Origin of the sequence: Streptomyces parvus, assembly GCF_014648875.1 — a bacterium.
Lineage (GTDB): Bacteria > Actinomycetota > Actinomycetes > Streptomycetales > Streptomycetaceae > Streptomyces > Streptomyces parvus.
The window spans coordinates 204,150-226,468 of record NZ_BMRY01000005.1 but is presented as its reverse complement, the minus strand read 5'-3'; the positions used below and the strand labels follow the sequence as shown (position 1 = coordinate 226,468).

The window sequence follows — 22,319 nt, the reverse complement described above, 5'->3', positions numbered from 1 at the left end:
ACCGTCGACAGGTAGCGTAGCAAATAAGTTACGCTCCTGCTTGTGCCCAAAGGCGGCTCACCTGCTCACACCCATGTATCCAGCCACATCCGGTCCCGCCACAGGTCCTCCGGGATCGACGTCCCGGTGTACAGCGGCCAGAAGTAGATGAAGTTCCAGATGATCAGGAGCACCAGGACGCCCACCGCGATCGCCCCCAGCGTGCGGCGGCGTTCGCCGGTGGGGTCCTGGGCGGTGAGGCCCAGTTCGGCGCGGGCGCCCGTGCCTGCCGCCGGGCCCGCGATCGCGCCCAGCATCATCGTGACCGCCAGGCAGAGGAACGGGACGAACACCACCGCGTAGAAGAGGAAGATCGTCCGCTCCTGGTAGAAGAACCAGGGCAACCAGCCCGCCACCACGCCGCAGGCGATCGCGCCGGCCCGCCAGTCGCGGCGGAAGAACCAGCGCCACACCACGTACGCGAGGGCGAAACACGCCAGCCACCACAGGAGCGGGGTGCCGATGGCCAGGACCTCGGCGGCGCACTTGCCGGTCGCCGACTCCGTGCAGCCCGTCTGCTCCTCGTAGTAGTACGAGACCGGGCGGCCCAGAACCAGCCAGCTCCAGGGGTTGGACTCGTACGTGTGGCCCGAGGTGAGGCCGACATGGAAGTCGTACACCTGGTTCTCGTAGTGCCACAGGCTGCGCAGCCAGTCCGGGAACAGCCAGCTCCAGGAGGAGTCCTTGCCCTCGGTGGCCGCCCAGTTGCGGTAGTAGCCCTTGTCCGTGACGATCCAGCCGGTCCACGACACGACGTACGTGACGATCGCCACCGGCACCGTCGAGACGAACGCGGGGATCAGGTCGCGGCGCAGCACCGCCTGGTAGGGGTGCACCGCGCCTGCTGTCCGCCTCGCGCCTACGTCCCACAACACCGTCATCAGGCCGAACGCCGCCAGCACGTACAGGCCGTTCCACTTCGTCGCGAACGCCAGGCCCAGCATCACGCCCGCCGCGAGACGCCACGGCCGCCGGCCGAGGCGCAGCGTCTCCGCCACTTGGGCGTTCGGGCGCAGTACGCCCTCCTCGTCCACCGGCAGCGCGGCCGCCAGTCCGCGGCGGGCGTGGTCCCGGTCCACCACCAGGCAGCCGAACGCCGCCAGCACGAAGAACATGACGATCAGGTCCAGCAGCGCGGTCCGGCTCATCACGAAGTGCAGGCCGTCCACCGCGAGCAGCAGGCCCGCCAGACAGCCCAGGAACGTCGAGCGGAACAGGCGCCGGCCGATCCGGCAGAGCAGGAGGACGGAGATCGTGCCCAGCACCGCCACCATGAACCGCCAGCCGAACGGCGTGAAGCCGAACAGCTGCTCACCGAGGCCGATGATCCACTTGCCGACCGGCGGGTGCACCACATAGCCCGGGTCGGTGGGGACGGGGACGGAGGAGGGGTCGTTCAGGATCTGTTTGTCGACGTCCTTGGGCCAGGATCCCTCGTACCCCTGGTTGACCAGCGCCCACGCGTCCTTCGCGTAGTACGTCTCGTCGAATATCACCGCGTGCGGCTGGTCCAGCTTCCAGAAGCGCAGCAGGCCCGCGACGAGCGTCACGAGCAGCGGGCCGCCCCAGGCCGACCAGCGCACCAGGCGGTCCGCCACGTGCGGCGGGATCGCGAGCACCGACCACATCTGCCGTCCGGGCCGGGTGTACGGCGGGTCCAGCCGGTCGCGGAGGGAGGTCTCCGGGCGGGGGACATGGCCGAAGCGGCGCAGCCGCCGTTGCCAGGAGGTCGGCTGTTCGCCGAGCGGGTCCCCGGCGTCGTGGCCCCGCTGGGTCTCGGGTGCGGTACTCGTCACCGCGCCATCGTAGGGAACGCATCTGTGCGAAGGGTGCTGCCCGTGCTGCGAGGATGGCTGATGTGACTGGAACGACTGGAACGCTCGTGCTCGCAGGGACCCCCATCGGCGATGTGGGGGACGCCCCGCCCCGCCTCGCCGCCGAACTGGAGCGGGCCGACGTCGTCGCCGCCGAGGACACCAGGCGGCTGCGCCGGCTCACCCAGGCGCTCGGCATCCACACCTCGGGGCGTGTCGTCTCGTACTTCGAGGGGAACGAGTCCGCCCGGACGCCCGAGCTCGTCGAGGCGCTGAGCGGTGGCGCCCGTGTGCTTCTTGTTACGGATGCGGGGATGCCGTCCGTCTCCGACCCGGGATACCGGCTCGTCGCCGCCGCTGTGGAGAAGGACATCCGTGTCACCGCCGTGCCGGGGCCCAGTGCCGTGCTGACCGCCCTCGCCCTCTCCGGGCTGCCCGTCGACCGGTTCTGTTTCGAAGGGTTCCTGCCGCGCAAGGCCGGGGAGCGGCTCTCCCGGCTCCGCGAGAACGCCGACGAGCGCCGCACCATGGTCTTCTTCGAGGCCCCCCACCGGCTCGACGACACCCTCGCCGCCATGGCCGAGGTCTTCGGCGCAGAGCGCCGCGCCGCCGTCTGCCGCGAGCTGACCAAGACGTACGAGGAGGTCAAGCGCGGGCCCCTGGGCGAGCTGGCCGTGTGGGCCGCCGACGGCGTGCGCGGCGAGATCACCGTCGTGGTGGAGGGGGCGGCGGACGCCGGTCCCGGGGACCTCGACGCCGACGAACTCGTGCGGCGCGTGCGGGTGCGGGAGGAGGCGGGGGAGCGGCGCAAGGAGGCCATCGCCGCCGTCGCCGCCGATGCCGGGCTGCCGAAGCGGGAGGTGTTCGACGCGGTCGTCGCCGCCAAGAACGCAGAGAAGGCACCGCCCAAGCAGTAGTACCCCGTACTGCCTACTGCCTACGGCGTTTCGTCAGTACGCCGTACGCCTGTTACCTACGGCGTTTCCGTCAGCAAGCCGTACGCCGTCGCCACGAACGTGTCCGCCCGGTGCACCCGCCGCGTCGCCGTCGCCGCCACCGCGAGCCCCGTCCCCGGGCGGAAGCCCAGGAACGCCTGCTGACCGAGCGTCGCCCCCGCGTGGAAGAGCACCGGGCCGTACGGGGACGGGTGGTGGAACCACGTGAGCGTATGGGTGTGCGCGTGCCGCCGGCCGCGTCGCAGTACCGGGCGGGTCACCTCGGTGAGCGCGGCGGCCAGTGAGGAGTCCGTCGGGGAGTCCGCAGCGCCCCCTGTATGCGCCTCCAGGAACGTCAGCAGGTCCAGCGGGGTCGCCCGGACCGCGCCCGCCGCCGTGAAGCCCCCGGTGTCCAGCGCGGGCACCGGCGTGCCGTCGCGGCGGTGCCCCACCGCGTCCGTGCCGTCGGGTCCGGGGCGCACCCGGGTCGCGTCCAGGCCCAGCGGGGCCAGCACCTGCTGGTGGAGCAGGACCTCCCACGGGGTCCCCGTGGCCGCCGCCAGGGTGTGGCCGAGGACCGAGACGGCGAAGTTCGAGTAGCGCCAGCGGGTTCCGGGCCGGTGGCGCGGGCGGGCCCGCAGGAAGGCCCGGACCACCCGGTCGGCCGGGTAGCCGCCGTACGGGTCGGTCGACCAGCGGGGCACCGCCTGCGGGTAGAAGTCGGCGGGCAGGCCCGGCAGCCCCGAGGTGTGGGTGAGCAGATGGCGCAGGGTGATCCGGCGTACCGCCGGGTGCACCGGGAAGCCCGGGGCCAGCAGGTCCGCCGCCCGGTCCTCGTACCGCACCCGGCCCTGCGCCACCAGCCGGGCCAGCAGCAGCCCCGCGTACGGCTTCGACGCCGAGCCCAGCTCGTACGCCATCAGCTCGCGGGGGACCGGGCCGGGCTCGGCGCTCCCGCCGGTGTGGACGGTGCGCACCCCGTTCCGGCTGACCGCGAGCACCAGGTCGGGCGCGTCGACGGCCCGCGCGGCCTCCGCCAGGACGCGGGCGGTGGCCGCCGGGGAGACGGGGGCGGTCGCCGGGGCCGCCGTCACCTCGGTCATGCCGGGGCCGGGGAAGCGGACAGGTCGGACAGCGCGCGGGACATCGCCAGCGCCGAGGCGAACGCGGCGACCAGCGTCGGGTGGTAGACCAGGTCGAACACCGACTCCTCGTCGCCCTCCGGCATCCCGCCGACCACCGGCATCGCCCCGTCCGGCTCCTGCGCCTGCGCGAACCCGGCCCAGGCCGCCGGGTCCAGCGTCGGCTCCGGCAGGCACGCGTCCACGACCAGCAGCTCGCCCAGCAGGTCCCAGCGCTTCAGGTCCAGCCAGTCGTCCAGCCAGACCGGCAGCCAGAGGGCCAGGTACTCCGCGATGTCGGCGGGCAGCCCGGCCGGTTTCTCGCCCCAGTCGGTGAGGTGGAACACCGTGTGCGTGATGTCGTAGCCGATATGGCCCTCGACCGTCCACGGTTCCGGCCGCCGCGCCAGCCAGGTGTGGGCCAGCGCCGCCGTCTCCGGAACGCTCGGCTCCACCCCGAACCGGCGCTCGATGGCGCTGAGGCCGAGCCGCCGCACCGGCAGCACCTCCAGCGCCGCCCAGCTGGCCAGGCGGTGGTTGAGCCGGATCGCGGACTCCAGGTCCGGCTGCCGGTAGCCCAGCTCCCGGAACGGTACGTAGACCTCCAGCGGTACCGGCGAGAGCGGTTCGCGCCGCTGGCCCTCCAGCAGCCGCGCCCCCGAATCCAGCAGCTCGTGCCAGGCGTGGTCCAGCAGCTTGTGGGCGAGGGAGGACTGCTGCGAGCCGGCCACCCCCTCGCGGAAGATGACCTTCCCGATCAGCGCGAGCTCGCCCAGCGGCTTGAACCGGTCGAGCATTCCCGCCTCCGGGGACGGGTCCGCCTCCAGCCGGAAGCCCTCGCGGTGTTCGTACAGCCAGCCCAGGGCCTTCGCCCCGACGTCGTGGATCTGCTGGATACCGGTGGCGGTGCCGGCGGTCGTGCCGCTGCTCATGGGGTGTGCCTTTCCCGGCCTGGAGTCGTCTCGTCCGTCCGCGCGTCCGTCTGCCGCAGCGACCTCAGGGACAGGGCCGCCGCGAAGGCCGTGACCAGCGTGGAGTGGTAGCAGTCGATGAAGGGGTACGGGTCCGGCGCGGGGTCCTGCACCGGCACGCCGGTCTCCGGGACGCAGCCGGTCGGATGCTGTACGTCGGCGAGCACCGGCCAGACCGCGTCCAGCAGCTCTGCGGGAGCCGGGCCCGGCAGCGACGCGGCCACCGCCAGCAGTTCGCCGGTCAGGTCCCACTGGCCGCTCTCCAGACAGCCGTCCGCCCACGCGGGCAGCCAGGTCCGCAGATAGCCGTCGATCTTCCCCGGCACCCGGTCGGGCATCCGGCCCCAGTCCGTGAGGTGGAAGACGGTGTGGGTCAGCGCGTAGCCCGAGGGGCCCTCGAACATCCAGGGCTCGGACAGTCCGCCCAGCCAGGTCCGGGACAGCACCCCGCCCGCGTCCGTGTGGGTCACCACGCCCACCCGGCGCTCGGAGTTGACCAGTCCCAGCTGGCGGTTGGCGTGCTGCTCGGTGTGGGCCCAGGCGCGGGTCGCGGTGAGGGGGCGGGCCAGCGCCTCGAAGCCCTCGTGGCGCAGCCCGTATCCGGCGAAGGCTGCGTAGATCTCGTACGGGTACGCGGCGAACGGCTCGGCGCGCAGCAGCTCCAGGAGCAGTGCGCCCTCGTGCAGCTGCTCCCAGGCGTACGCGACGAGGTCCCCGGCCAGCTCGTGCTCCGGGGCGCCGGGGGCGGTCGTGCCGCGGATCGTCGAGCCGAGCTGGGCCAGCTCGCCCAGCGGCTTGAGCGTGGCGTTGACCTGGGTGTGGGGTTCCAGGACGTCGTCGGGGAGTGCGAAGCGGGTGCGGTGCGCGTCGGTCCAGGCGAGGGCGGAGGCCAGGACTCCGGGGAGGACGGCGAGCGCGGCCCCGGGGGCGCCGGAGGCACCGGCGGTCCCGGAGGAGGCGTGCTCGCGGGCCGGGCGGCCCGCACCCGGTGTCTCCCGCGGGTCCTGGGTCGCGGTCGTCGTCACCGGGCCCTCGCCTCGGCCATCAGCCGGGCGGCCCGCACGTGGAGGGTCACCCGGGGGTCGTGCCCGCCCATCTGCTCGACGAAGTCCAGGCCGCGCTCCAGGCCCAGGGTGGCCGGTTCGCCGCCGACCGCCGCGAGCCAGCGGCCCGCGCCCGCCGCCTGGAGCCAGTCGCGCCGCCGCACCGCGCGGACGAAGCCGCGCGACAGGTCGACGGCCCGGTTCGCCGCGGCCCGCTGCACGGCCGAGGGGGCGGCCGGGACGGCGAGCGGCGCGAGGACCGAGAGCTGGTGGGTGAACGCCTGCCAGGGGGCCTCCTCCAGCCAGGCGGCGTCCGGCTCCGCGTAGGCGCCGGGGGCGGCGGCTCCCGGTGCGGGCGGTGCCATCCGCTGGAGCGTGGAGATCATGTGCCAGTGGCTCCAGGCCGTGGCGGCCGGAGCGTCGGGCTTGGGCGGGAATTCCCGTACCGCCCGGTCGAGTACGGCGACGTCACCCGGATGCGGATGGCGTCCGTACAGAACACTCGGCAGCAACAGGTCGGCACCGATGACCCGTACCGCCGCGATTCCGGTCCGATTCTCCTCGTCGATTCCCGCAGCGCCGCACACCGTGGCGAGGTGGTCCCCGCTCCGAAGAGCGAGGACCACCTCTGTTGCCAGGTCATGCACGGCACCCGCCAGGGGCGACGAAGCATGTTTCTGGTCCATGTGCCGACGACTAGCCCTTCTTCGGGCGCGGGGTCGGGGGCGAGAGCAGCAGGGCTCCGCCGCCTGCGAGGAGCGCCAGGTAGGCGCACTCACGGGAGTCGCGGTACAGACCTTCGACCTCGCCGGGGTTGAGAGCGGCGTCCAGGTCGAGCTCGATGTCGGTGGCAGTGGTGTCCGTGGTGAACATGGGTTGTTCCCCGTCCTGTGGGAAATGGGGTGGACGTAATGAGTGAAAAGGAGGAATGAGGGCGTCGCAAATCGGGGGCGGCATCCGGGGAAATCATGGATTCAATTGAATGGTGAATTCATGGGGTGCGGATGGGGTGTGGGCGGAGCGAAATCCCTGGTAATTCAAGGAAAGGGGCGAGGGCGGGCGGGGGTGGTGCGCGGGCGCGTTCGCGACCGGCGCGCGGCGCGCTCGGGGGCGCTCGGTGCCCTGGCGGTCACGCGCTGTCCTGCCTCGCTCCTCTCCCGGGCCATGCGTCGGCAAAGGGCGGCCAAAGGAGGCCAAGAACGCATCAACAATGCCCCTGAGCTGGTGCGTCCATCCGGGTGCGGGTGTCCACTGGAAGGGACGGGCCACCCGTTCGAACCTTTCGTGCGGGCCGGCCGTCCCCGGAGCGCGTGTCCGGCGGACAAGAGGAGCAGGCATGAGCGAGATCGCAGCGACCACTGTTCATGAGGCGTACGCCTTCGCCTGCATGAAGTGCGGGTACGGCTGGGAGCAGTCCTACGAGATAGAGCACCACGTCGACGTGCACGGCCATGCGTTCGTCGTGTACACGGCGGACGGCGAGCGGGTGCCGTCGCCGCTCTCCACGCCCAGCTGCGCCAACTGCGGCGGACATGTGGTGCGCATCATGCGGGCGGGGAGGGTCGCGGGCGTCCAGGAGCTGCTGCGGAAGCAGCAGACGCCGCAGGCCGCTGAGACCGGCGCGAAGGACCGTACGGTGTCGACCGCCGCCACCCCGGACCGCCACTGGCGGCTGTCCGACCTGCTGCACCCGTTCCACCGCAGGTGACGCCTTCGGGTTTCGTGCCGACGCTGTAGGGGTTCGTGCCGACGCCGTACGGTCCTGGAAGCCTCATGCCGACGTCGTGGGGCCTCATGCCGACGTCGTACGGGGGCGGGGTCCTCGTACGATCGTCGGCATGAGCCGTACCGAAGCCCCGCCGCTGCCCGAGCCCCTGCGGGTTCCGGTCGCCGACTCCCACACCCACCTGGACATGCAGGACGCCACCGTCGAGGAGGCCCTCGCCCGGGCCGCCGCGGTGAACGTGACCACCGTCGTCCAGGTGGGCTGCGACGTGGCGGGCTCCCGCTGGGCCGCCGAGACGGCGGCCGCCCACCCCGCCGTCCACGCCTCGGTCGCCCTGCACCCCAACGAGGCCCCGCGCATCGTCCACGGCGATCCGGACGGCACCGCGCGGCAGGGGGCGAGGGAGCCCGGCGGCAAGGCGGCGCTGGACGAGGCGCTCGCGGAGATCGACGCGCTGGCCGCCCTCGACCACGTGCGCGGGGTCGGCGAGACGGGCCTCGACTTCTTCCGTACGGGCCCCGAGGGCATCGCCGCCCAGGAGGAGTCCTTCCGGGCCCACATCGAGATCGCCAAGCGGCACGGCAAGGCACTGGTCATCCACGACCGCGACGCGCACGCGGACGTCCTGCGGGTACTGGCGGACGCGGGCGCGCCCGAGCGGACGGTGTTCCACTGCTACTCCGGCGACGCCGAGATGGCCCGGATCTGCGCGCGGGCCGGGTACTTCATGTCCTTCGCGGGCAACGTGACCTTCAAGAACGCCCAGCCGCTGCGGGACGCCCTCGCCGTCGCCCCGGTGGAGCTGGTCCTCGTCGAGACGGACGCCCCTTTCCTCACCCCGGCCCCGTACCGCGGACGGCCCAACGCGCCCTACCTCATCCCCGTCACGCTCCGCGCGATGGCCGAGGTGAAGGGCCTGGAGGAGGACGTGCTGGCCGCCGCGATCTACGACAACACGGCGCGGGCGTTCGACTTCTGACCGCGCTCGGACACTCTCTGTAGCTGTGTCGCTTTGGAGAGTCACGGGTGCTCCGCTATCGTCCCCGCGCACGACGGGGTGTCGACGGGCGGATCTTCGGGAGCGGCGTGAACGGCTTGAACGGCGTGAACGGCTTGAGCACTTCGCAGGACGGGCGTCTCGACGCGTTCCACGAGCAGCTGACGCTGGCGGGCGGGGACAGGGTGTGGGCGCACGCCCCGACCATGGTCGACGCCCCGCTCGTGGACGCTTCGTTCGTCGGCGCCCCGCTCATCGGCCCGCCGCCGCCCACGGCGTCCGCCCCGCCCACGCCGTCCGCGGTGCCCCGGCAGGGTCCCACCCGCGCCGAGGCCCGCCGGGCCGCCAAGCGCCGCCGCGCCTTCGTCGCCGATCCCGAGAACCTGAAGCTGAGCCGGCTCGTCCCCCGGGCCCTGGTCGTCGCCTTCCTGGCCGGCGGCACCACCGCGTTCGTCGCCCACGACAAGGCCGTCCGCCTGGAGGTCGACGGCACGCCCCGGACCCTGCACACCTTCGCCGACGACGTCACCGAGCTGCTGGAGCAGGAAGGCGTCACCGTCGGCGCGCACGACCGCGTCTCCCCGGACCCCGGCGCCGGCCTCGACCACGGCGACGAGGTGGTCGTCCAGTACGGGCGGCCCGTCACCCTCACCCTGGACGGCGTCCGCCACCGGGTCTGGACGACCGCCGACACCGTGGCCGGGGCGCTGCGCGAGTTCGGGATCCGGGCCGAGGGGGCGCACCTCTCGGCGGCCCGCTCCACCCGGATCGCCCGTACCGGCCTGACCCTCACCGTCCGCACCGAACGCGCCGTCACCTTCATGGCCGACGGCCAGGAACGCACCCTGCGCACCAACGCCGCCACCGTCCAGGAGGCCCTCGCAGAGGCGGGCATCACCCTGCACGGTCAGGACACCACCTCCGTCGCCCCGGCGAGCTTCCCGCGCGACGGCCAGACGATCTCCGTCATGCGGATCACCGACACCCGCGAGGTGCGCGAGGAGGCGGTTCCGTACGCCGTCGAACGCAGCGAGGACCCCGCCCTGTTCCGGGGCACCGAGGTCGTCGAGCGCGCCGGGCGCAACGGCGTACGCCGGGTCACGTACACGGTCCGGACCGTCAACGGCGTCCGGCAGAAGCCGCGCCGGACGGCCGAGGAGCTGGTCCACCTGCCGGAGAGCCGCGTCGTGCGCACCGGCACCCGGCAGCGGCCCGACTCCGTCGCCGGGGCGGACGGGCTGAACTGGTCCGGGCTCGCCGCCTGCGAATCGGGCGGGCGCGCCGACGCGGTCGACCCGAGCGGCACGTACGGCGGGCTGTACCAGTTCGACACGCAGACCTGGCAGTCCCTCGGCGGCAGCGGACGCCCCCAGGACGCGCCCGCCGCCGAGCAGACGTACCGGGCGAAGAAGCTGTACGTGCAGCGGGGGGCGAGTCCGTGGCCCCACTGCGGCCGTAGGCTTACCGGGTGAGCAGCACAGAGCCCGACGCCCTCCTGGGCCCCGCAGACATCCGCGACCTGGCCGCGAAGCTGGGCGTACGCCCCACGAAGCAGCGCGGTCAGAACTTCGTCATCGACGCCAACACCGTCCGCCGTATCGTGCGCACGGCCGAGGTCCGCCCGGACGACGTGGTCGTCGAGGTCGGCCCCGGGCTCGGCTCGCTGACCCTGGCGCTGCTGGAGGCGGCGGACCGGGTGATCGCCGTCGAGATCGACGACGTGCTGGCGGCCGCGCTGCCCGCCACGGTCCAGGCCCGGATGCCGGAGCGCGCCGACCGCTTCGCCCTCGTCCACTCCGACGCGATGCTGGTCACCGAGCTGCCGGGCCCCGCGCCGACCGCGCTCGTCGCGAACCTCCCGTACAACGTGGCCGTGCCCGTCCTGCTCACCATGCTGGAGCGGTTCCCCAGCATCGAGCGGACCCTCGTCATGGTCCAGTCCGAGGTCGCCGACCGCCTCGCCGCCCGCCCGGGCAACAAGGTCTACGGTGTGCCGTCGGTGAAGGCCAACTGGTACGCGGACGTGAAGCGCGCAGGGGCGATCGGCCGCAACGTCTTCTGGCCCGCCCCGAACGTCGACTCCGGCCTCGTCTCGCTCGTCCGCCGCACCGAGCCGCTCGCCACCAAGGCGTCCCGCGCCGAGGTCTTCGCGGTCGTGGACGCGGCGTTCGCCCAGCGCCGCAAGACGCTGCGCGCGGCCCTGGCCGGCTGGGCGGGTTCCGCACCCGCCGCCGAGGCCGCGCTCGTCGCCGCCGGGATCTCGCCGCAGGCGCGCGGGGAGGCGCTGACGGTGGAGGAGTTCGCGGCGATCGCGGAGCACAAGCCGGAGGTGTCGTCCCTGTGAGCGCCGTCCGTACGGGCGTCACCGTCCGCGTCCCCGCCAAGGTCAACGTGCAGCTCGCCGTGGGCGCCGCCCGCCCCGACGGCTTCCACGACCTGGCCAACGTCTTCCTCGCCGTCGGCCTGTACGACGAGGTCACCGCGGCCCCCGCCGACGAGCTGCGCATCACCTGCTCGGGCCCGGACGCCGGCCAGGTGCCTCTGGACCGTACGAATCTCGCCGCCCGCGCCGCCCTCGCGCTCGCCGAGCGGTACGGCATCGACCCCGCAGTCCACCTCCACATCGCCAAGGACATCCCGGTCGCGGGCGGCATGGCGGGCGGCAGCGCCGACGGGGCGGCCGCCCTGGTCGCCTGCGACGCCCTGTGGGGAACGGGCGCGAGCCGCGACGAACTCCTCGCGATCTGCGCCGAACTGGGCAGCGATGTGCCGTTCAGCCTGGTGGGCGGGGCCGCGCTCGGTACGGGACGCGGCGAGAAGCTGACCCCGATCGAGGTCGGCGGCACGTTCCACTGGGTCTTCGCGGTGGCGGACGGCGGGCTCTCCACCCCCGCCGTCTACGGGGAGTTCGACCGGCTCACGGCGGGGACGGAGGTTCCCGGACCGACCGCATCGCCCGCCCTCCTGGCCGCCCTGCGCTCCGGCGACTCCGGCGCACTCGCGGAAGCCCTGAGCAACGACCTCCAGCCCGCCGCGCTCTCCCTGCGCCCGTCCCTCGCGGACACGCTGGCGGCGGGCACGGAGGCCGGGGCCCTGGCGGCGCTGGTCTCCGGCTCCGGGCCGACGACGGCGTTCCTGGTCCCGGACGAGGAGACGGCCGGGAAGGTGGCGGCCGCGCTGCTGACGTCGGGGACCTGCCGCAACGCACGGGTGGCGGTGTCGCCCGCGCCGGGCGCGCACGTGATCTGAGCTTCCCGCCCGGCGTACTCACCCCGGATCTGAGTACGGTCGCGCTGCCGCACCCCACCCGGCTCGCGCGACCGTACCCCCATGGGATCAAGTGTTCGTGAACTGGCCGGGGCGACGCCCGCCACCCGGGACCGTTACGTCGACCTCCTCCGGGTCGCCTCGCTGGGTGCGGTCGTGCTCGGTCACTGGCTGATGGCCGCCGTCACCCCGGACGGGGTGGGCAACCTGCTCGCCGTCGTTCCAGCGCTCCAGCCGCTGACCTGGCTGCTCCAGGTCATGCCGGTGTTCTTCTTCGTCGGCGGCTTCTCGCACGCGCTGTCCTACCGCTCCCTGCTCCGCAAGCGCCCCGAGGCCGCTCCGGGGGCCGCTGCGGACTCCGTCTACTCCGCCTTCCTGCGGGCCCGCCTCCAGCGGCTGCTGCGCCCCACCATGGTCTTCGTCCTCGTCTGGGGGGCCGCGGCGCTGCTGGTCCAACTCCTCGGCGGGGGCGGCGGGCTGACCGGCGTGACGCTGCGCATGGTGACCCAGCCGCTGTGGTTCATCGGGATCTACCTGGCGATGGTCGCCTTCACCCCGCCGCTGCTGAAGCTGCACGAGCGGTACGGCTGGGGGGCGTTCGCGGGGCTTGCGGGTGCGGCGGTCACGGTCGACGTCCTGCGGTTCGCCGCCGGGGTCCCGTACGTCGAGTTCCTCAACTTCGCGTTCGTCTGGCTGGCGGTCCACCAGCTCGGCTTCCTGCGCGCCGACGGCCGCATCCATCTGCGCCGCGCCGCCCTGCTCGCCGGTGGCGGCCTGGTCACCGCCACGGCGCTGGTGGTGTTCGGCCCGTACCCGCTCTCGATGGTCGGGATGCCCGGTGAGAAGGTCAGCAACATGGCCCCGCCCACCCTCGCCCTGCTGGCCCACGGCCTCTGGCTCGTCGGCGCGGTCGAGCTGCTCCGCGCCCCGGCCGCCCGCCTGCTGGAGCGCCCCCGCGTCTGGCGCACGGTGGTGGCGGCCAACGGGGTGGCGATGACCGCGTTCCTCTGGCACCTCACGGCGATGTTCGTGGTGTACGGGGCGCTGCTCGCCCTGGACGTCGCACTGCCCGAGCCCGCGTCGGCCGCCTGGTGGGCCCAGGTCCCGCTGCGCCTCACCCTCGCGGCGGCCCTGACCGCGGCCCTGGTCGCCGCCTTCCGCACTTTCGAACGCCCGGCTGCCCCGGCCACCCCCGGAACCCCGGGAACCTCCGGAACCGGCCCGCTCGCGGCCCTCGGCGCGACGTTCTGCCTGCTCGGTGTGCTCGGCCTGTCCATCGTCGGCTTCGGCGGTCTGCTGGACGGCCGCACGGCCCTGCTGATCGCGATCCCGGTCAGCGCCCCGGCGGCCGTCGCGATGACGCTGGGCGGCTGGCTGCTGGTGGAGCGGGCGGGGCGGGGAGCGGGCGTGCGGTAGGGGTCAGTGGCCGTAGTGGTAGCGGCAGGCGGCAATGCGGACCTCGTCGCCGACCACTTTGTGGATGAGCCGGTGTTCGTCGGTGATGCGGCGGGACCAGTACCCCTGGAAGCCGTGCTTCAGAGGCTCCGGCTTGCCCATTCCTTCGTTGCCGTTCCGGGCGATGTCCTGGAGCAGCGTGTTGATCCTCTTGAGGATCTTGCGATCCTGGTGCTGCCACCAGACGTAGTCGTCCCACGACGACTGGTCCCACACGAACTTCACTCCGCAAGCTCCTGCACCGTGCCGCCGCCGCTCTCCAGGCGGTCGATCGAAGCCAGCAGTCGACGGGCGTTCTCCGGACTCCGGAGCTGGTACGCCGTCTCCTTGAGGGACTCGTACTCGTCGAGCGCCACTATCACCACGGGCTCGTGGCCGGCCCGCGTGACCACGACCTCTTCACGGTCGTCCACGACCGCGCTCAGGGTCTCGGCGTAATTCGCGCGGGACTCCGTGTAGGTCATCGTGCGCATGATCGCCTCCAGAATCCTCTGTACAGCATCCTGTACGTACAGGAAAGCGTACAGCTCACCTGGAGGGGGCGGCAAGGGACTGCGGACGGCCCACGCTCCCCCCTACGCCGGGCCCGGCGCCTCGCAGCCGTGCCTCTTCGCCGAGCGCTCGGCGAAGCGCTGAAGGGCCGCCCGCAGTCCCTTGCGGTCCACGATGGGCGCCGCGAGCTCGGGGTCGTCCTCGTCGAGGAGCGTCTCCACCTCGAACAAGGCGGTCCCGTCCGCGCCGGGGCATCCGGCGGCCAGCGCGTAGGCACTCGTACCGGGCCGCCGGCTGTCCCGCCTCACGTCCAGCCGCATGTGGGCGTACCGGGCGGACGGCCCGTAGGACGCGGTGAACCCGTACAGGAACGCGCCGCGCAGACCGCCCAGGACGCAGTTCTCCACGGGCGCAGGTTCCCCGGCGATCTCCCGCACCGTGCGCACGCCCCAGCGGGCGGCGGTCCTTCCGTCCAGCAGGCCCGCGCAGCTCCCGGTGGCCGCGGTGACGGGTTTGTAGTCCGCGCGGGTCGTCGAAACGCCGACCTCCTTCACCCGCCCGCCGACCGAGGCCTCACAGCCGGTCCGCCGGGCGTACGCCGAGGCCGTCTCCGTCAGTACGGCGACGAGCCGCTCCCGGGCCACCGGGTCGTCGAAACCGCCCCGCCCGAGGTCCGCCTCCGCCGTCATCAGCTGCTCGTTACCTGATTCCTTGCCGCAGCTCAGCACCAGGACGGCCCCCGCCTCGTCCGTGTCCTCGCTGTCCGGGTTGAACCGGAAGGAGCCGGTCCAGCCGTTCCCCAGGGGTGCGTCGAATCCGCCGGAGTTCTCCAGGTTCGTCATGTGTTCCGTTCGCCCGGACCACAGCACCAGGCCGGCGTCCGTGTCGTCGTCGGACGCGCTGACCGTGCAGTGCCCCCGGTCGGTCCAGCGGCCCGACGAGGTCAGGGAGATGCCGTCGAACAGCTCCCGCACCGCCCCGGCCGCCAGGTCGCCGTCGCAGGCCGAATCCAGCGCCCGGTCGTCGCGCCAGGAGCCGTAGCCGCCGGAGACCCGGAAGAGACCTCCCGCCAGCACCGCCGCGGTCACGGTCCAGGCCGCCGTGCGGCGTACCCACCGCCTGCGCCACCAGCGGACGTCGCTCACTTCCACACCTTTCCGAGGACCTTCACCGCACGGCAGTCGGACGCGGCCAGGTACGCGGCCAGGATCCGGTCGACCCGGTCGGCCGCGAGCGCGGCCGCGGCCGTTCCGACCGTGACCCGGCTCAGCGTCCGGGCGCCCGAACACGAGGACTCGGCCCAGACGGCCAGCGTGTACGACTTCTCGCCGCTCTCCGGGGCCGGGTCCGGGGACAGGGCGGCCAGCTCGGCACCGTACGCCGTGCGCACCTCAGGCAGCAGCGGGCCCCGCCAGCTCACCGAACCCACCTCGGCGAAACGGTCCAGCCGGTTCGCCGGTTTCGCGCGCGGCACCCTCAGGGAGCAGACGTCCGCGTCGTCGCCGCTGACGCCGTCGGGTTCCCGGTCGTCGCGCCCCCGGGCCCTGCCGTCGAGCAGCTCCGGCCGGAACCAGCGGCAGGACGGCACGGCCTCGCCGGACTCCTCGTCCGGATCCTCGACGGGCTCCGGTGGCGGCCGCACGTCCGAGGGCTTCACCGCCGGGCCTCCACAACCGCCCCGGTCCCGCACGTGGTTGGCGACGGCCGTCACCGCGGCCCTCACCTCCTTCGCCGCCCCGGCGATCTCCGAACCTTCGTCGTAGCCCAACGAGGCATGGACCCGGAAGCGGGTCACCGGGCGGGGGTAGCCGGGCAGACCGGCCGGGCAGCCGGCGGTGACCTGGGTGGTGGCGCTGCGGTACGCGGTGGCCCAGTCCGGTTCCTTCGCGGTCCTCGCCGCAAGGATGTCCCGGGGCCGTACGCCGGACAGCGGAACGTCCAGCACCGGCACCGCCGCGAGTTCCAGCCGCCCGTACTCGCCCCACTCCACCGAGCACCGCAGCAGGGTGCGCGGCCCGTGCCCGGACGGGCCGGTCAGGTCCAGCTCGCCGCGCAGCTCCCAGGTCTCGTCACCGGGCAGCAGACCACGCACCGTCGCGCGAGGCAGGACACCCCCGCACGCGGTGTCCAGGACCTCGGCGTTGTGGGCGTCGCGCCGCTCGGACCGTACGAGGAGGAAGCCGGCCACCAGCGCCGCGGCGAGCACGACGAGGGCCGCTTTCGGCGCCACCCGATGACCGATGAACCGTTGCCATGCCGCTGCCACTCCGCCCCCCCGGGCCCCATGATCAGTCGGCGCACGCTACCGCACGGCCCGGGACCGTCACGGGGCGGGCCGGGCCCCGGGGCTCACCAGCCCGTCATCACTCCGCCCAGCAGCAGCGGCGCGGCGACCAGCGAGAGCAGCTTCACGCGGAACGGCCCGGCGGCACGGGAGACGACGAACGCGGCGACGATGCCCAGCGGGGCAAGGGTGGGCACGGATTCGGCGACCGCCCCGCGCGCTCCGCCCGCCCACTCCGCGGCCCATGACCCGGCGAGACCCGCCAGCACGGCGAGGAACACCTGGTCCGTGGCGAACCACCGGTTCTCCAGGACGTCGACCAGCTCGCCGAAACCGGCGCCCGCGTGGCGGGCCCGAACGGCGGTGACGAGGAAAGCGGCCAGGATTCCCACTCCGGTTACGAGGAAGATCCACCGCAGCACCGTCGCGACGACTACCACCCGTACGCCCCCTGTTTCCCATCTGTAGTCATAAGCCACGGACGAGGGTATTCGACCCTCCGTCCGGGACGCCGAGGCCGCACGACCGGTCCCCCTCCGCCGCGCCGTACCCTGGGAAGGTCGATCGATCCCCCGGACAGGAGTGAAATGGCCGTCAATCTGGTCAATGTCGAGCAGGTCAGCAAGGTGTACGGCACCCGTGCCCTGCTCGACGGTGTGTCCCTCGGGGTGTCCGAGGGCGACCGGATCGGTGTCGTGGGCCGCAACGGCGACGGCAAGACCACCCTCATCCGGATGCTCGCCAAGCTGGAGGAGGCGGACACCGGACGCGTCACCCACAACGGCGGGCTGCGCCTCGGCGTCCTCACCCAGCACGACTCCCTCGACCCGAAGGCGACCATCCGCCACGAGGTCATCGGCGATCTCGCCGACCACGAGTGGGCGGGCAGCGCCAAGATCCGCGACGTGCTGACCGGGCTCTTCGGCGGGCTGGCCCTCCCCGGTTTCGAGCACGGCCTCGACACCGTCATCGCCCCGCTCTCCGGCGGTGAGCGCCGCCGGATCGCGCTGGCGAAGCTGCTCATCGAGGAGCAGGACCTGATCGTCCTCGACGAGCCCACCAACCACCTCGACGTCGAGGGCATCTCCTGGCTGGCCGGACATCTGCGGGCCCGCCGCTCCGCGCTCGTCTGCGTCACCCACGACCGGTGGTTCCTCGACCAGGTCTGCACCCGCATGTGGGACGTCCAGCGCGGCGTCGTCCACGAGTACGAGGGCGGCTACAGCGACTACGTGTTCGCCCGCGCCGAGCGCGAACGCATCGCCGCCACCGAAGAGGCCAAGCGGCAGAACCTCATGCGCAAGGAGCTGGCCTGGCTGCGCCGCGGCGCCCCCGCCCGTACCTCCAAGCCGCGCTACCGCATCGAGGCCGCCAACGAGCTCATCGCCGACGTGCCGCCGCCGCGCGACACCAGCGAGCTGATGAAGTTCGCCAACGCCCGCCTCGGCAAGACCGTGTTCGACCTGGAGGACGTGACCGTCCAGGCCGGGCCCAAGACCCTCCTCACCCACCTCACCTGGCAGCTCGGCCCCGGCGACCGCATCGGCCTCGTCGGCGTCAACGGCGCGGGCAAGACCTCCCTGCTGCGCGCCCTCGCCGAGGCCGCCCGCACCCAGGGCGAGGAGCAGCCCGCCGCCGGGAAGATCGTCGTCGGCAAGACCGTCAGGCTCGCCTACCTCTCCCAGGAGGTCCACGAGCTGAACCCGAACCTGCGCGTCCTGGAGGCCGTCCAGCAGATCCGCGACCGGGTCGACCTCGGCAAGGGCCGCGAGATGACCGCCGGTCAGCTCTGCGAGCAGTTCGGCTTCACCAAGGAGAAGCAGTGGACGCCCGTCGGCGACCTCTCCGGCGGTGAGCGCCGCCGGCTCCAGATCCTGCGGCTGCTGATGGACGAGCCCAACGTCCTCTTCCTCGACGAGCCCACCAACGACCTCGACATCGAGACCCTCACCCAGCTGGAGGACCTCCTCGACGGCTGGCCCGGATCGATGATCGTGATCTCCCACGACCGGTTCTTCATCGAGCGGACCACCGACAAGGTCATGGCCCTCCTCGGCGACCGCGCCCTGCGCATGCTGCCGCGCGGGATCGACGAGTACCTGGAGCGCCGGCAGAAGCTGGAGGAGGCGGCGACCCCGTCCGCCGCCGCCGCGCCCCGCTCCTCCTCGGCCCCCGCCGCCGCCCCGGCCGTCTCCGCGCAGGCGTCCCGCGCCGCGAAGAAGGAGCTGCAGAAGGTCGAGCGGCAGCTCGACAAGCTCTCCACGCGCGAGACCACGCTGCACAAGCAGATCGCGGACAACGCCACCGACTTCGAGAAGGTCGCCAAGCTCGACGCCGAGCTCCGCGAACTCGTGACCGAGCGCGACGAGTTGGAAATGCGCTGGCTGGAACTGGCCGAGGACGCCTGACCGGACCCGTGGGGCCGGTGTGACGGGTGGTAGAACGGGACGGCAGTGACCGTACGTTCGAGGGGGACCACACCGATGTCGCAGCCGCCGCCGCAGCAGGGCTTCGGTGCCCCGTACGAACCCCGGCCGGGTGTGTACGGGGACCCGGGGCAGCCACAGCCCGGCCCGCAGCCCGGCCCGCAGCCCGGCCCTTACGGTCAGCAGCCCGGTCCGTACGGTCAGCCGCCGCAGCCCTCGTACGGCTACCCGCCCCAGCCGCCCACCGCGCCGTACGGCCGGCCCCAGCCGCAGCCGCCGAACCGGCCTTCCGGCGGGCGCTCCCGTGGCCGGCTCGTCGGGCTCGTCGCCGCCGTGCTCGCCGGGGTCCTCGTGATCGGGGCGGGTGTCTGGTTCGTCGTCGGCGGTGATGACGAACCGGACGGCAAGAAGCCCGTCGCGAAGGAGAGCACCGCCCCGAAGCAGCCCGGCGCGGGGCCGAGCCGGAAGAAGACGCCCGCCGCGGAGGCCGCGGAGATCAACAAGGGGCGCAAGGAGGGCGAAGCGAAGGTCCGCTGGATCCAGAAGAACGGCGTGGACCTGCCAGGGCGTGGTGCGTCCGCCCTCGGCCCCTGGGCCACCGGCGACATCGTGGCCATGGCCATGTACCGCACGGTGTCCGGCTATTCCATGGAGGACGGATCACAGAAGTGGAGCCTGCCCCTGCCGGCCGACGTCTGCGCGGCTCCCACCCGGCCGACCGCGGACGGAAAGATCGTCATCGGGCTCCTGACCGCCACCTCCTCGGAGGATTCGGTCTGCGCAAAGCTCCAGATGATCGACCTGGCCACCGGTGAGGCGGGCTGGTCCAAGGCCTTCCCGCAGGCGCCGACGCAGGACGGGCTCAGGAACATCGTCATGGCGACCAGCGGTGACGTCCTGACGATCGGGAGGGTTGGCCGTACGGACGCCTATCGGGTCAGCGACGGCAAGCACCTCTGGGACAGAGTGGCCGGCCCCTGTTATTCGTACGGTACGGCGGGTGGTGCCGCCATGTTCGCCGCCGTCGCCTGTGGCAAGCAGCCGATCGACGAGGCCGACGGCGAAGTACGGCGCATCGACCCCGCCACCGGCAAGACCGTGTGGACGTACAAGCTCAAGGAGGGCTGGATGGTCGGCCAGATCTACTCCACCGACCCTCTGGTGCTCCTGCTGGAGAATGTGAGGGCCGCGCAGGACGAGTGGGAGATCGTGGTTCTGAACGCCGACGGGACCTTCCGCTCCCAACTCGATGTCGACATGGACAAAATCTGGCTTCATTGCACCTTCGTGCTGCGCGACCTGGGTGCGAACCTCGACACCTGCTCCGGTTTGACCGCCGATGCCGACACGCTCTATCTCGCCTCGAGGTACGCCACCGCGGACGGGTCGCAAGTCGGTGAGGTGCTCGCCTTCGACATGAGTACCGGTAAAGAGAAGTGGAAGGTGCGGGCTCCCGCCGATCAGACCCTGATGCCGTTGCGGATCGAGGGCGGCAGGGCGCTGATGTACCTGAGCGCGCCCAAGTCGAAGGCCAAGAGGGTCGGCGGAGGCATCGTGACGCTCGGCCCGCAGGGCGGCCCACTGAAATCGGTCCTGCGGCACCCGGCGTCGGCCGCGGCGGCCGAGCGCACTGTCGCCGGTCCGCTCGTCCTCTATGCCGACGGACGCTCTCTTCTGATGCGGCCCCATGTCTTCGGGTACACCGACGAGATGGAGATGGAGATGCGGACGATGATGGCCTTCGGTGACTGACCAGCGCCTGACCGGACCAGTGGGGCCGGTGTGACGGGTGGTAGAACGGGACGGCAGTGACCGTACGTTCGAGGGGGACCACACCGATGTCGCAGCCGCCACCACAACAGGGCTTCGGTGCCCCGTACGAACCACGGCCGGGTGTGTACGGGGACCCGGGGCAGCCACAGCCCGGCCCGCAGCCCGGCCCGTACGGTCAGCAGTCCGGTCCGTACGGTCAGCCGCCGCAGCCCCCGTACGGCTACCCCTCGTTCCCGCCGCAGACCACTCCCGAGCCCTCCGGCGGGTCCGGGGGTGGCGGGCGCTCCCGTGGCCGGCTCGTCGGGCTCGTCGCCGCCGTGCTCGCCGGGGTCCTCGTGATCGGGGCGGGTGTCTGGTTCGTCGTCGGCGGTGATGACGGTTCCGACGGCGAGAAGGCCGTCGGAGAAGAGAGCGCCGCTCCGAACCGGGCCGACACGGAGGACGGGGCGAAGGGCGGCAAGGAGCCCGACGTCCCCGGGGCCGCCGAGCTCAGCAAGGGGCGCAAGGACGGTGAGGCTCCCGTCCGCTGGGTCGAGAACAACCGGATCGACCTCCCCGAGGGCGGTGTGAACGCCTACGGCCCCTGGGTCACCGGGGGTGTCGCCGTCCAGGCCCTGTACCGCACGGTGTCCGGACACGCGCTCGATGACGGCGCACGCAAGTGGAGCCTGCGTCTGCCCGCCGACATCTGCGCCGCCCCCACCACGCCGAGCGCGGACGGGAAGGTCGTCGTCGGAGTGCGGTCCGACACGTCGGAGGAGGCGCAGTGCGACCGGATCATGATGATCGACCTGATCACCGGGAAGGCGGGCTGGAAGGCCGAGTTGGAGCGTAAGGGGCTTCAGGACGGCCTCTCCGACATCGTCATGGCCGTCAACGGCGACGTGGTGACCGTCGGGCGGCTGACCCGCACCGACGCCTACCGCATCGGCGACGGCAAACACCTGTGGGACCGGCTGCCGGGCCCGTGCCAGCCGTTCGGACTCGCCGGCGGGGCCGTCCCGCTCGCCGCCCTGGAGTGCCGGAAGGACCCGGGCGACGGGGAGGCGGCCCAGCAGGAGGTGCGCCGCATCGACCCGGCGACGGGCCGGACCGTGTGGACGTACAAGGTCAAGAAGGGCTGGGAGGTCGACCAGTTCTACTCCACGAACCCGCCGGTCGTCTCCCTGAGGCAGGGCGGGGCGGAGGGGAAGTGGGCCATCGCGATGCTGAACGACGACGGCACCTTCCGCTCCCAGCCCGACCCCGGCACCGACGACTACGAGACGCGCTGCGGTGGCGACATGCGCAACGAGAGCGGGAACCTCGACAACTGCTACGGGGTGGCCGCCGACGCCGGCACCCTCTACCTCGCCACCAAGCCCGCCTCCGAGGACCGGCCGACCAACGCCGTCGTGGCCTTCGACATGAGCACCGGCAAGCGGAAGTGGAAGGTCCCGGCGCCCGCCACGCAGACCCTGATGCCGCTCAGGGTCGAGGGCGGCAAGGTCCTGCTGCACCTCAGCCCGTCCTCGCTCGGGACCGACAAGGTGAGCGGCGGCATCATGGCGCTCGGACCCCAGGGCGGCACACCGCAGCCGGTCCTGCGGCACCCGACGCCGGCCGTCGACACCGAGCGCACGTTCCAGGGCCCCCAGGTCCACTACGCGAACGGACGCTCCCTGCTCCTGTCGCCGTACGTCACCGGGATCGACGACAAGGCGGAGCTGGAGCTGCTCACCATGATCGCCTTCGGTGACTGACCATCACCTCGGACCGAGGCGTAACGACGGCATCACGAGGCGGTTCTCCCTTGGGAACAGGGGTTGGCCCGAATCGGTGCCCGACGCCCGGCGGGTGGTACAAAGAAGCCCCGCCCGACTGTCGTAACACTGCGGAAGCCATGCCCGATTCGCTCCTTTCCGAGGGGGATTGACCCTCTTGGGAATGCGGGGGAGACCGGATCGCGCACCGGGCCGCACGAAGGGGGACGTGCT

The 22,319-nt window shown here is 72.6% G+C and carries 21 protein-coding genes; 10 read left to right on the top strand and 11 right to left on the bottom strand.

What is annotated here, in order from left to right:
• Nucleotides 1-65: 65 nt before the first annotated feature.
• Entirely contained in the window at nucleotides 66-1,835 is a 1,770-nt protein-coding gene (locus tag IE140_RS17790) for a dolichyl-phosphate-mannose--protein mannosyltransferase (protein WP_150196766.1), read from the bottom strand.
• A gap of 53 nt (nucleotides 1,836-1,888) precedes the next feature.
• Between IE140_RS17790 and rsmI the strand changes: the two genes are divergently transcribed.
• Nucleotides 1,889-2,770 carry a 16S rRNA (cytidine(1402)-2'-O)-methyltransferase gene (rsmI, locus tag IE140_RS17785; RefSeq protein ID WP_208836331.1) on the top strand — a complete coding sequence of 294 codons (882 nt, stop codon included), beginning with the start codon at nucleotides 1,889-1,891 and terminating at the stop codon, nucleotides 2,768-2,770.
• A 56-nt stretch (nucleotides 2,771-2,826) separates the two neighbouring features.
• Here rsmI and IE140_RS17780 read toward each other — a convergent pair whose 3' ends face one another.
• The 5 genes from IE140_RS17780 to IE140_RS17760 are packed head-to-tail and all read right to left on the bottom strand — an operon-like array spanning nucleotide 2,827 to nucleotide 6,796.
• The gene (locus tag IE140_RS17780) at nucleotides 2,827-3,891 is read right to left on the bottom strand and encodes a serine hydrolase domain-containing protein (protein ID WP_150196764.1); all 1,065 of its coding nucleotides are present in this window, start codon (nucleotides 3,889-3,891) and stop codon (nucleotides 2,827-2,829) included.
• Complete coding sequence (locus IE140_RS17775; RefSeq protein ID WP_093436204.1) at nucleotides 3,888-4,841, bottom strand: DUF6895 family protein; 954 nt, start codon at nucleotides 4,839-4,841, stop codon at nucleotides 3,888-3,890. Before IE140_RS17775 ends, IE140_RS17780 begins: the two co-directional genes overlap by 4 nt.
• The gene (locus IE140_RS17770; protein WP_150196763.1) at nucleotides 4,838-5,905 is read right to left on the bottom strand and encodes a DUF6895 family protein; all 1,068 of its coding nucleotides are present in this window, start codon (nucleotides 5,903-5,905) and stop codon (nucleotides 4,838-4,840) included. The genes IE140_RS17775 and IE140_RS17770 overlap by 4 nt, the downstream gene beginning before the upstream one ends.
• On the bottom strand, nucleotides 5,902-6,609 hold the full coding sequence (locus IE140_RS17765) for a hypothetical protein (protein ID WP_024263579.1): 708 nt from the start codon (nucleotides 6,607-6,609) through the stop codon (nucleotides 5,902-5,904). The genes IE140_RS17770 and IE140_RS17765 overlap by 4 nt, the downstream gene beginning before the upstream one ends.
• A 10-nt stretch (nucleotides 6,610-6,619) precedes the next feature.
• The gene (locus IE140_RS17760; protein ID WP_007455151.1) at nucleotides 6,620-6,796 is read right to left on the bottom strand and encodes a hypothetical protein; all 177 of its coding nucleotides are present in this window, start codon (nucleotides 6,794-6,796) and stop codon (nucleotides 6,620-6,622) included.
• 463 nt (nucleotides 6,797-7,259) lie between these two features.
• Here IE140_RS17760 and IE140_RS17755 point away from each other — a divergent pair, with 463 nt between their 5' ends.
• The 6 genes from IE140_RS17755 to IE140_RS17730 all read left to right on the top strand — a co-directional run bounded on the left by IE140_RS17755 (nucleotide 7,260) and on the right by IE140_RS17730 (nucleotide 13,329).
• Nucleotides 7,260-7,631, top strand: a complete 372-nt coding sequence (locus IE140_RS17755; RefSeq protein WP_032767211.1) for a hypothetical protein — start codon at nucleotides 7,260-7,262, stop codon at nucleotides 7,629-7,631.
• Nucleotides 7,632-7,761: 130 nt separating this feature from the next.
• Nucleotides 7,762-8,628, top strand: a complete 867-nt coding sequence (locus IE140_RS17750) for a TatD family hydrolase (protein ID WP_093811755.1) — start codon at nucleotides 7,762-7,764, stop codon at nucleotides 8,626-8,628.
• Nucleotides 8,629-8,753: 125 nt separating this feature from the next.
• On the top strand, nucleotides 8,754-10,118 hold the full coding sequence (locus IE140_RS17745; protein ID WP_150193433.1) for a resuscitation-promoting factor: 1,365 nt from the start codon (nucleotides 8,754-8,756) through the stop codon (nucleotides 10,116-10,118).
• Nucleotides 10,115-10,990, top strand: a complete 876-nt coding sequence (gene rsmA, locus IE140_RS17740; RefSeq protein ID WP_093811756.1) for a 16S rRNA (adenine(1518)-N(6)/adenine(1519)-N(6))-dimethyltransferase RsmA — start codon at nucleotides 10,115-10,117, stop codon at nucleotides 10,988-10,990. The genes IE140_RS17745 and rsmA overlap by 4 nt, the downstream gene beginning before the upstream one ends.
• On the top strand, nucleotides 10,987-11,895 hold the full coding sequence (locus tag IE140_RS17735; protein WP_150193428.1) for a 4-(cytidine 5'-diphospho)-2-C-methyl-D-erythritol kinase: 909 nt from the start codon (nucleotides 10,987-10,989) through the stop codon (nucleotides 11,893-11,895). Before rsmA ends, IE140_RS17735 begins: the two co-directional genes overlap by 4 nt.
• Nucleotides 11,896-11,976: 81 nt before the next feature.
• Entirely contained in the window at nucleotides 11,977-13,329 is a 1,353-nt protein-coding gene (locus IE140_RS17730; protein ID WP_189460531.1) for an acyltransferase family protein, read from the top strand.
• A 3-nt stretch (nucleotides 13,330-13,332) separates the two neighbouring features.
• Here IE140_RS17730 and IE140_RS17725 read toward each other — a convergent pair whose 3' ends face one another.
• From IE140_RS17725 to IE140_RS17705, 5 genes are all read right to left on the bottom strand, one after another.
• Nucleotides 13,333-13,593 carry a Txe/YoeB family addiction module toxin gene (locus tag IE140_RS17725; RefSeq protein WP_150193118.1) on the bottom strand — a complete coding sequence of 87 codons (261 nt, stop codon included), beginning with the start codon at nucleotides 13,591-13,593 and terminating at the stop codon, nucleotides 13,333-13,335.
• The gene (locus IE140_RS17720; protein WP_109181470.1) at nucleotides 13,590-13,841 is read right to left on the bottom strand and encodes a type II toxin-antitoxin system Phd/YefM family antitoxin; all 252 of its coding nucleotides are present in this window, start codon (nucleotides 13,839-13,841) and stop codon (nucleotides 13,590-13,592) included. Before IE140_RS17720 ends, IE140_RS17725 begins: the two co-directional genes overlap by 4 nt.
• 102 nt (nucleotides 13,842-13,943) lie before the next feature.
• Nucleotides 13,944-15,005, bottom strand: coding sequence for a hypothetical protein (locus IE140_RS17715; protein WP_150193119.1), 1,062 nt, complete (start codon nucleotides 15,003-15,005; stop codon nucleotides 13,944-13,946).
• Complete coding sequence (locus IE140_RS17710; protein ID WP_229826837.1) at nucleotides 15,002-16,090, bottom strand: hypothetical protein; 1,089 nt, start codon at nucleotides 16,088-16,090, stop codon at nucleotides 15,002-15,004. The genes IE140_RS17715 and IE140_RS17710 overlap by 4 nt, the downstream gene beginning before the upstream one ends.
• Before the next feature lie 119 nt (nucleotides 16,091-16,209).
• The gene (locus IE140_RS17705) at nucleotides 16,210-16,623 is read right to left on the bottom strand and encodes a hypothetical protein (RefSeq protein ID WP_229826836.1); all 414 of its coding nucleotides are present in this window, start codon (nucleotides 16,621-16,623) and stop codon (nucleotides 16,210-16,212) included.
• Between the two features lie 108 nt (nucleotides 16,624-16,731).
• Here IE140_RS17705 and IE140_RS17700 point away from each other — a divergent pair, with 108 nt between their 5' ends.
• The 3 genes from IE140_RS17700 (at nucleotide 16,732) to IE140_RS17690 (ending at nucleotide 22,085) form a co-directional block, all read left to right on the top strand.
• Nucleotides 16,732-18,552 (top strand): ABC-F family ATP-binding cassette domain-containing protein, encoded by a 1,821-nt coding sequence (locus tag IE140_RS17700; protein WP_032767220.1) that lies wholly within the window; start codon nucleotides 16,732-16,734, stop codon nucleotides 18,550-18,552.
• 75 nt (nucleotides 18,553-18,627) lie between these two features.
• A complete protein-coding gene (locus IE140_RS17695; RefSeq protein WP_150196597.1) occupies nucleotides 18,628-20,322 on the top strand; it encodes an outer membrane protein assembly factor BamB family protein in 1,695 nt (564 codons plus the stop codon).
• Nucleotides 20,323-20,408: 86 nt separating this feature from the next.
• Nucleotides 20,409-22,085, top strand: coding sequence for an outer membrane protein assembly factor BamB family protein (locus IE140_RS17690; RefSeq protein ID WP_150196596.1), 1,677 nt, complete (start codon nucleotides 20,409-20,411; stop codon nucleotides 22,083-22,085).
• Nucleotides 22,086-22,319 lie beyond the last annotated feature (234 nt).

Coding starts and splice junctions, on each gene's coding strand:
- rsmI (WP_208836331.1), top strand. CDS start 1,889: ATGGCTGATGTGACTGGAACGACTGGAACGCTCGTGCTCGCAGGGACC.
- IE140_RS17780 (WP_150196764.1), bottom strand. CDS start 3,891: ATGACCGAGGTGACGGCGGCCCCGGCGACCGCCCCCGTCTCCCCGGCG.
- IE140_RS17775 (WP_093436204.1), bottom strand. CDS start 4,841: ATGAGCAGCGGCACGACCGCCGGCACCGCCACCGGTATCCAGCAGATC.
- IE140_RS17765 (WP_024263579.1), bottom strand. CDS start 6,609: ATGGACCAGAAACATGCTTCGTCGCCCCTGGCGGGTGCCGTGCATGAC.
- IE140_RS17760 (WP_007455151.1), bottom strand. CDS start 6,796: ATGTTCACCACGGACACCACTGCCACCGACATCGAGCTCGACCTGGAC.
- IE140_RS17755 (WP_032767211.1), top strand. CDS start 7,260: ATGAGCGAGATCGCAGCGACCACTGTTCATGAGGCGTACGCCTTCGCC.
- IE140_RS17750 (WP_093811755.1), top strand. CDS start 7,762: ATGAGCCGTACCGAAGCCCCGCCGCTGCCCGAGCCCCTGCGGGTTCCG.
- IE140_RS17730 (WP_189460531.1), top strand. CDS start 11,977: ATGGGATCAAGTGTTCGTGAACTGGCCGGGGCGACGCCCGCCACCCGG.
- IE140_RS17720 (WP_109181470.1), bottom strand. CDS start 13,841: ATGCGCACGATGACCTACACGGAGTCCCGCGCGAATTACGCCGAGACC.
- IE140_RS17700 (WP_032767220.1), top strand. CDS start 16,732: ATGGCCGTCAATCTGGTCAATGTCGAGCAGGTCAGCAAGGTGTACGGC.
- IE140_RS17695 (WP_150196597.1), top strand. CDS start 18,628: ATGTCGCAGCCGCCGCCGCAGCAGGGCTTCGGTGCCCCGTACGAACCC.
- IE140_RS17690 (WP_150196596.1), top strand. CDS start 20,409: ATGTCGCAGCCGCCACCACAACAGGGCTTCGGTGCCCCGTACGAACCA.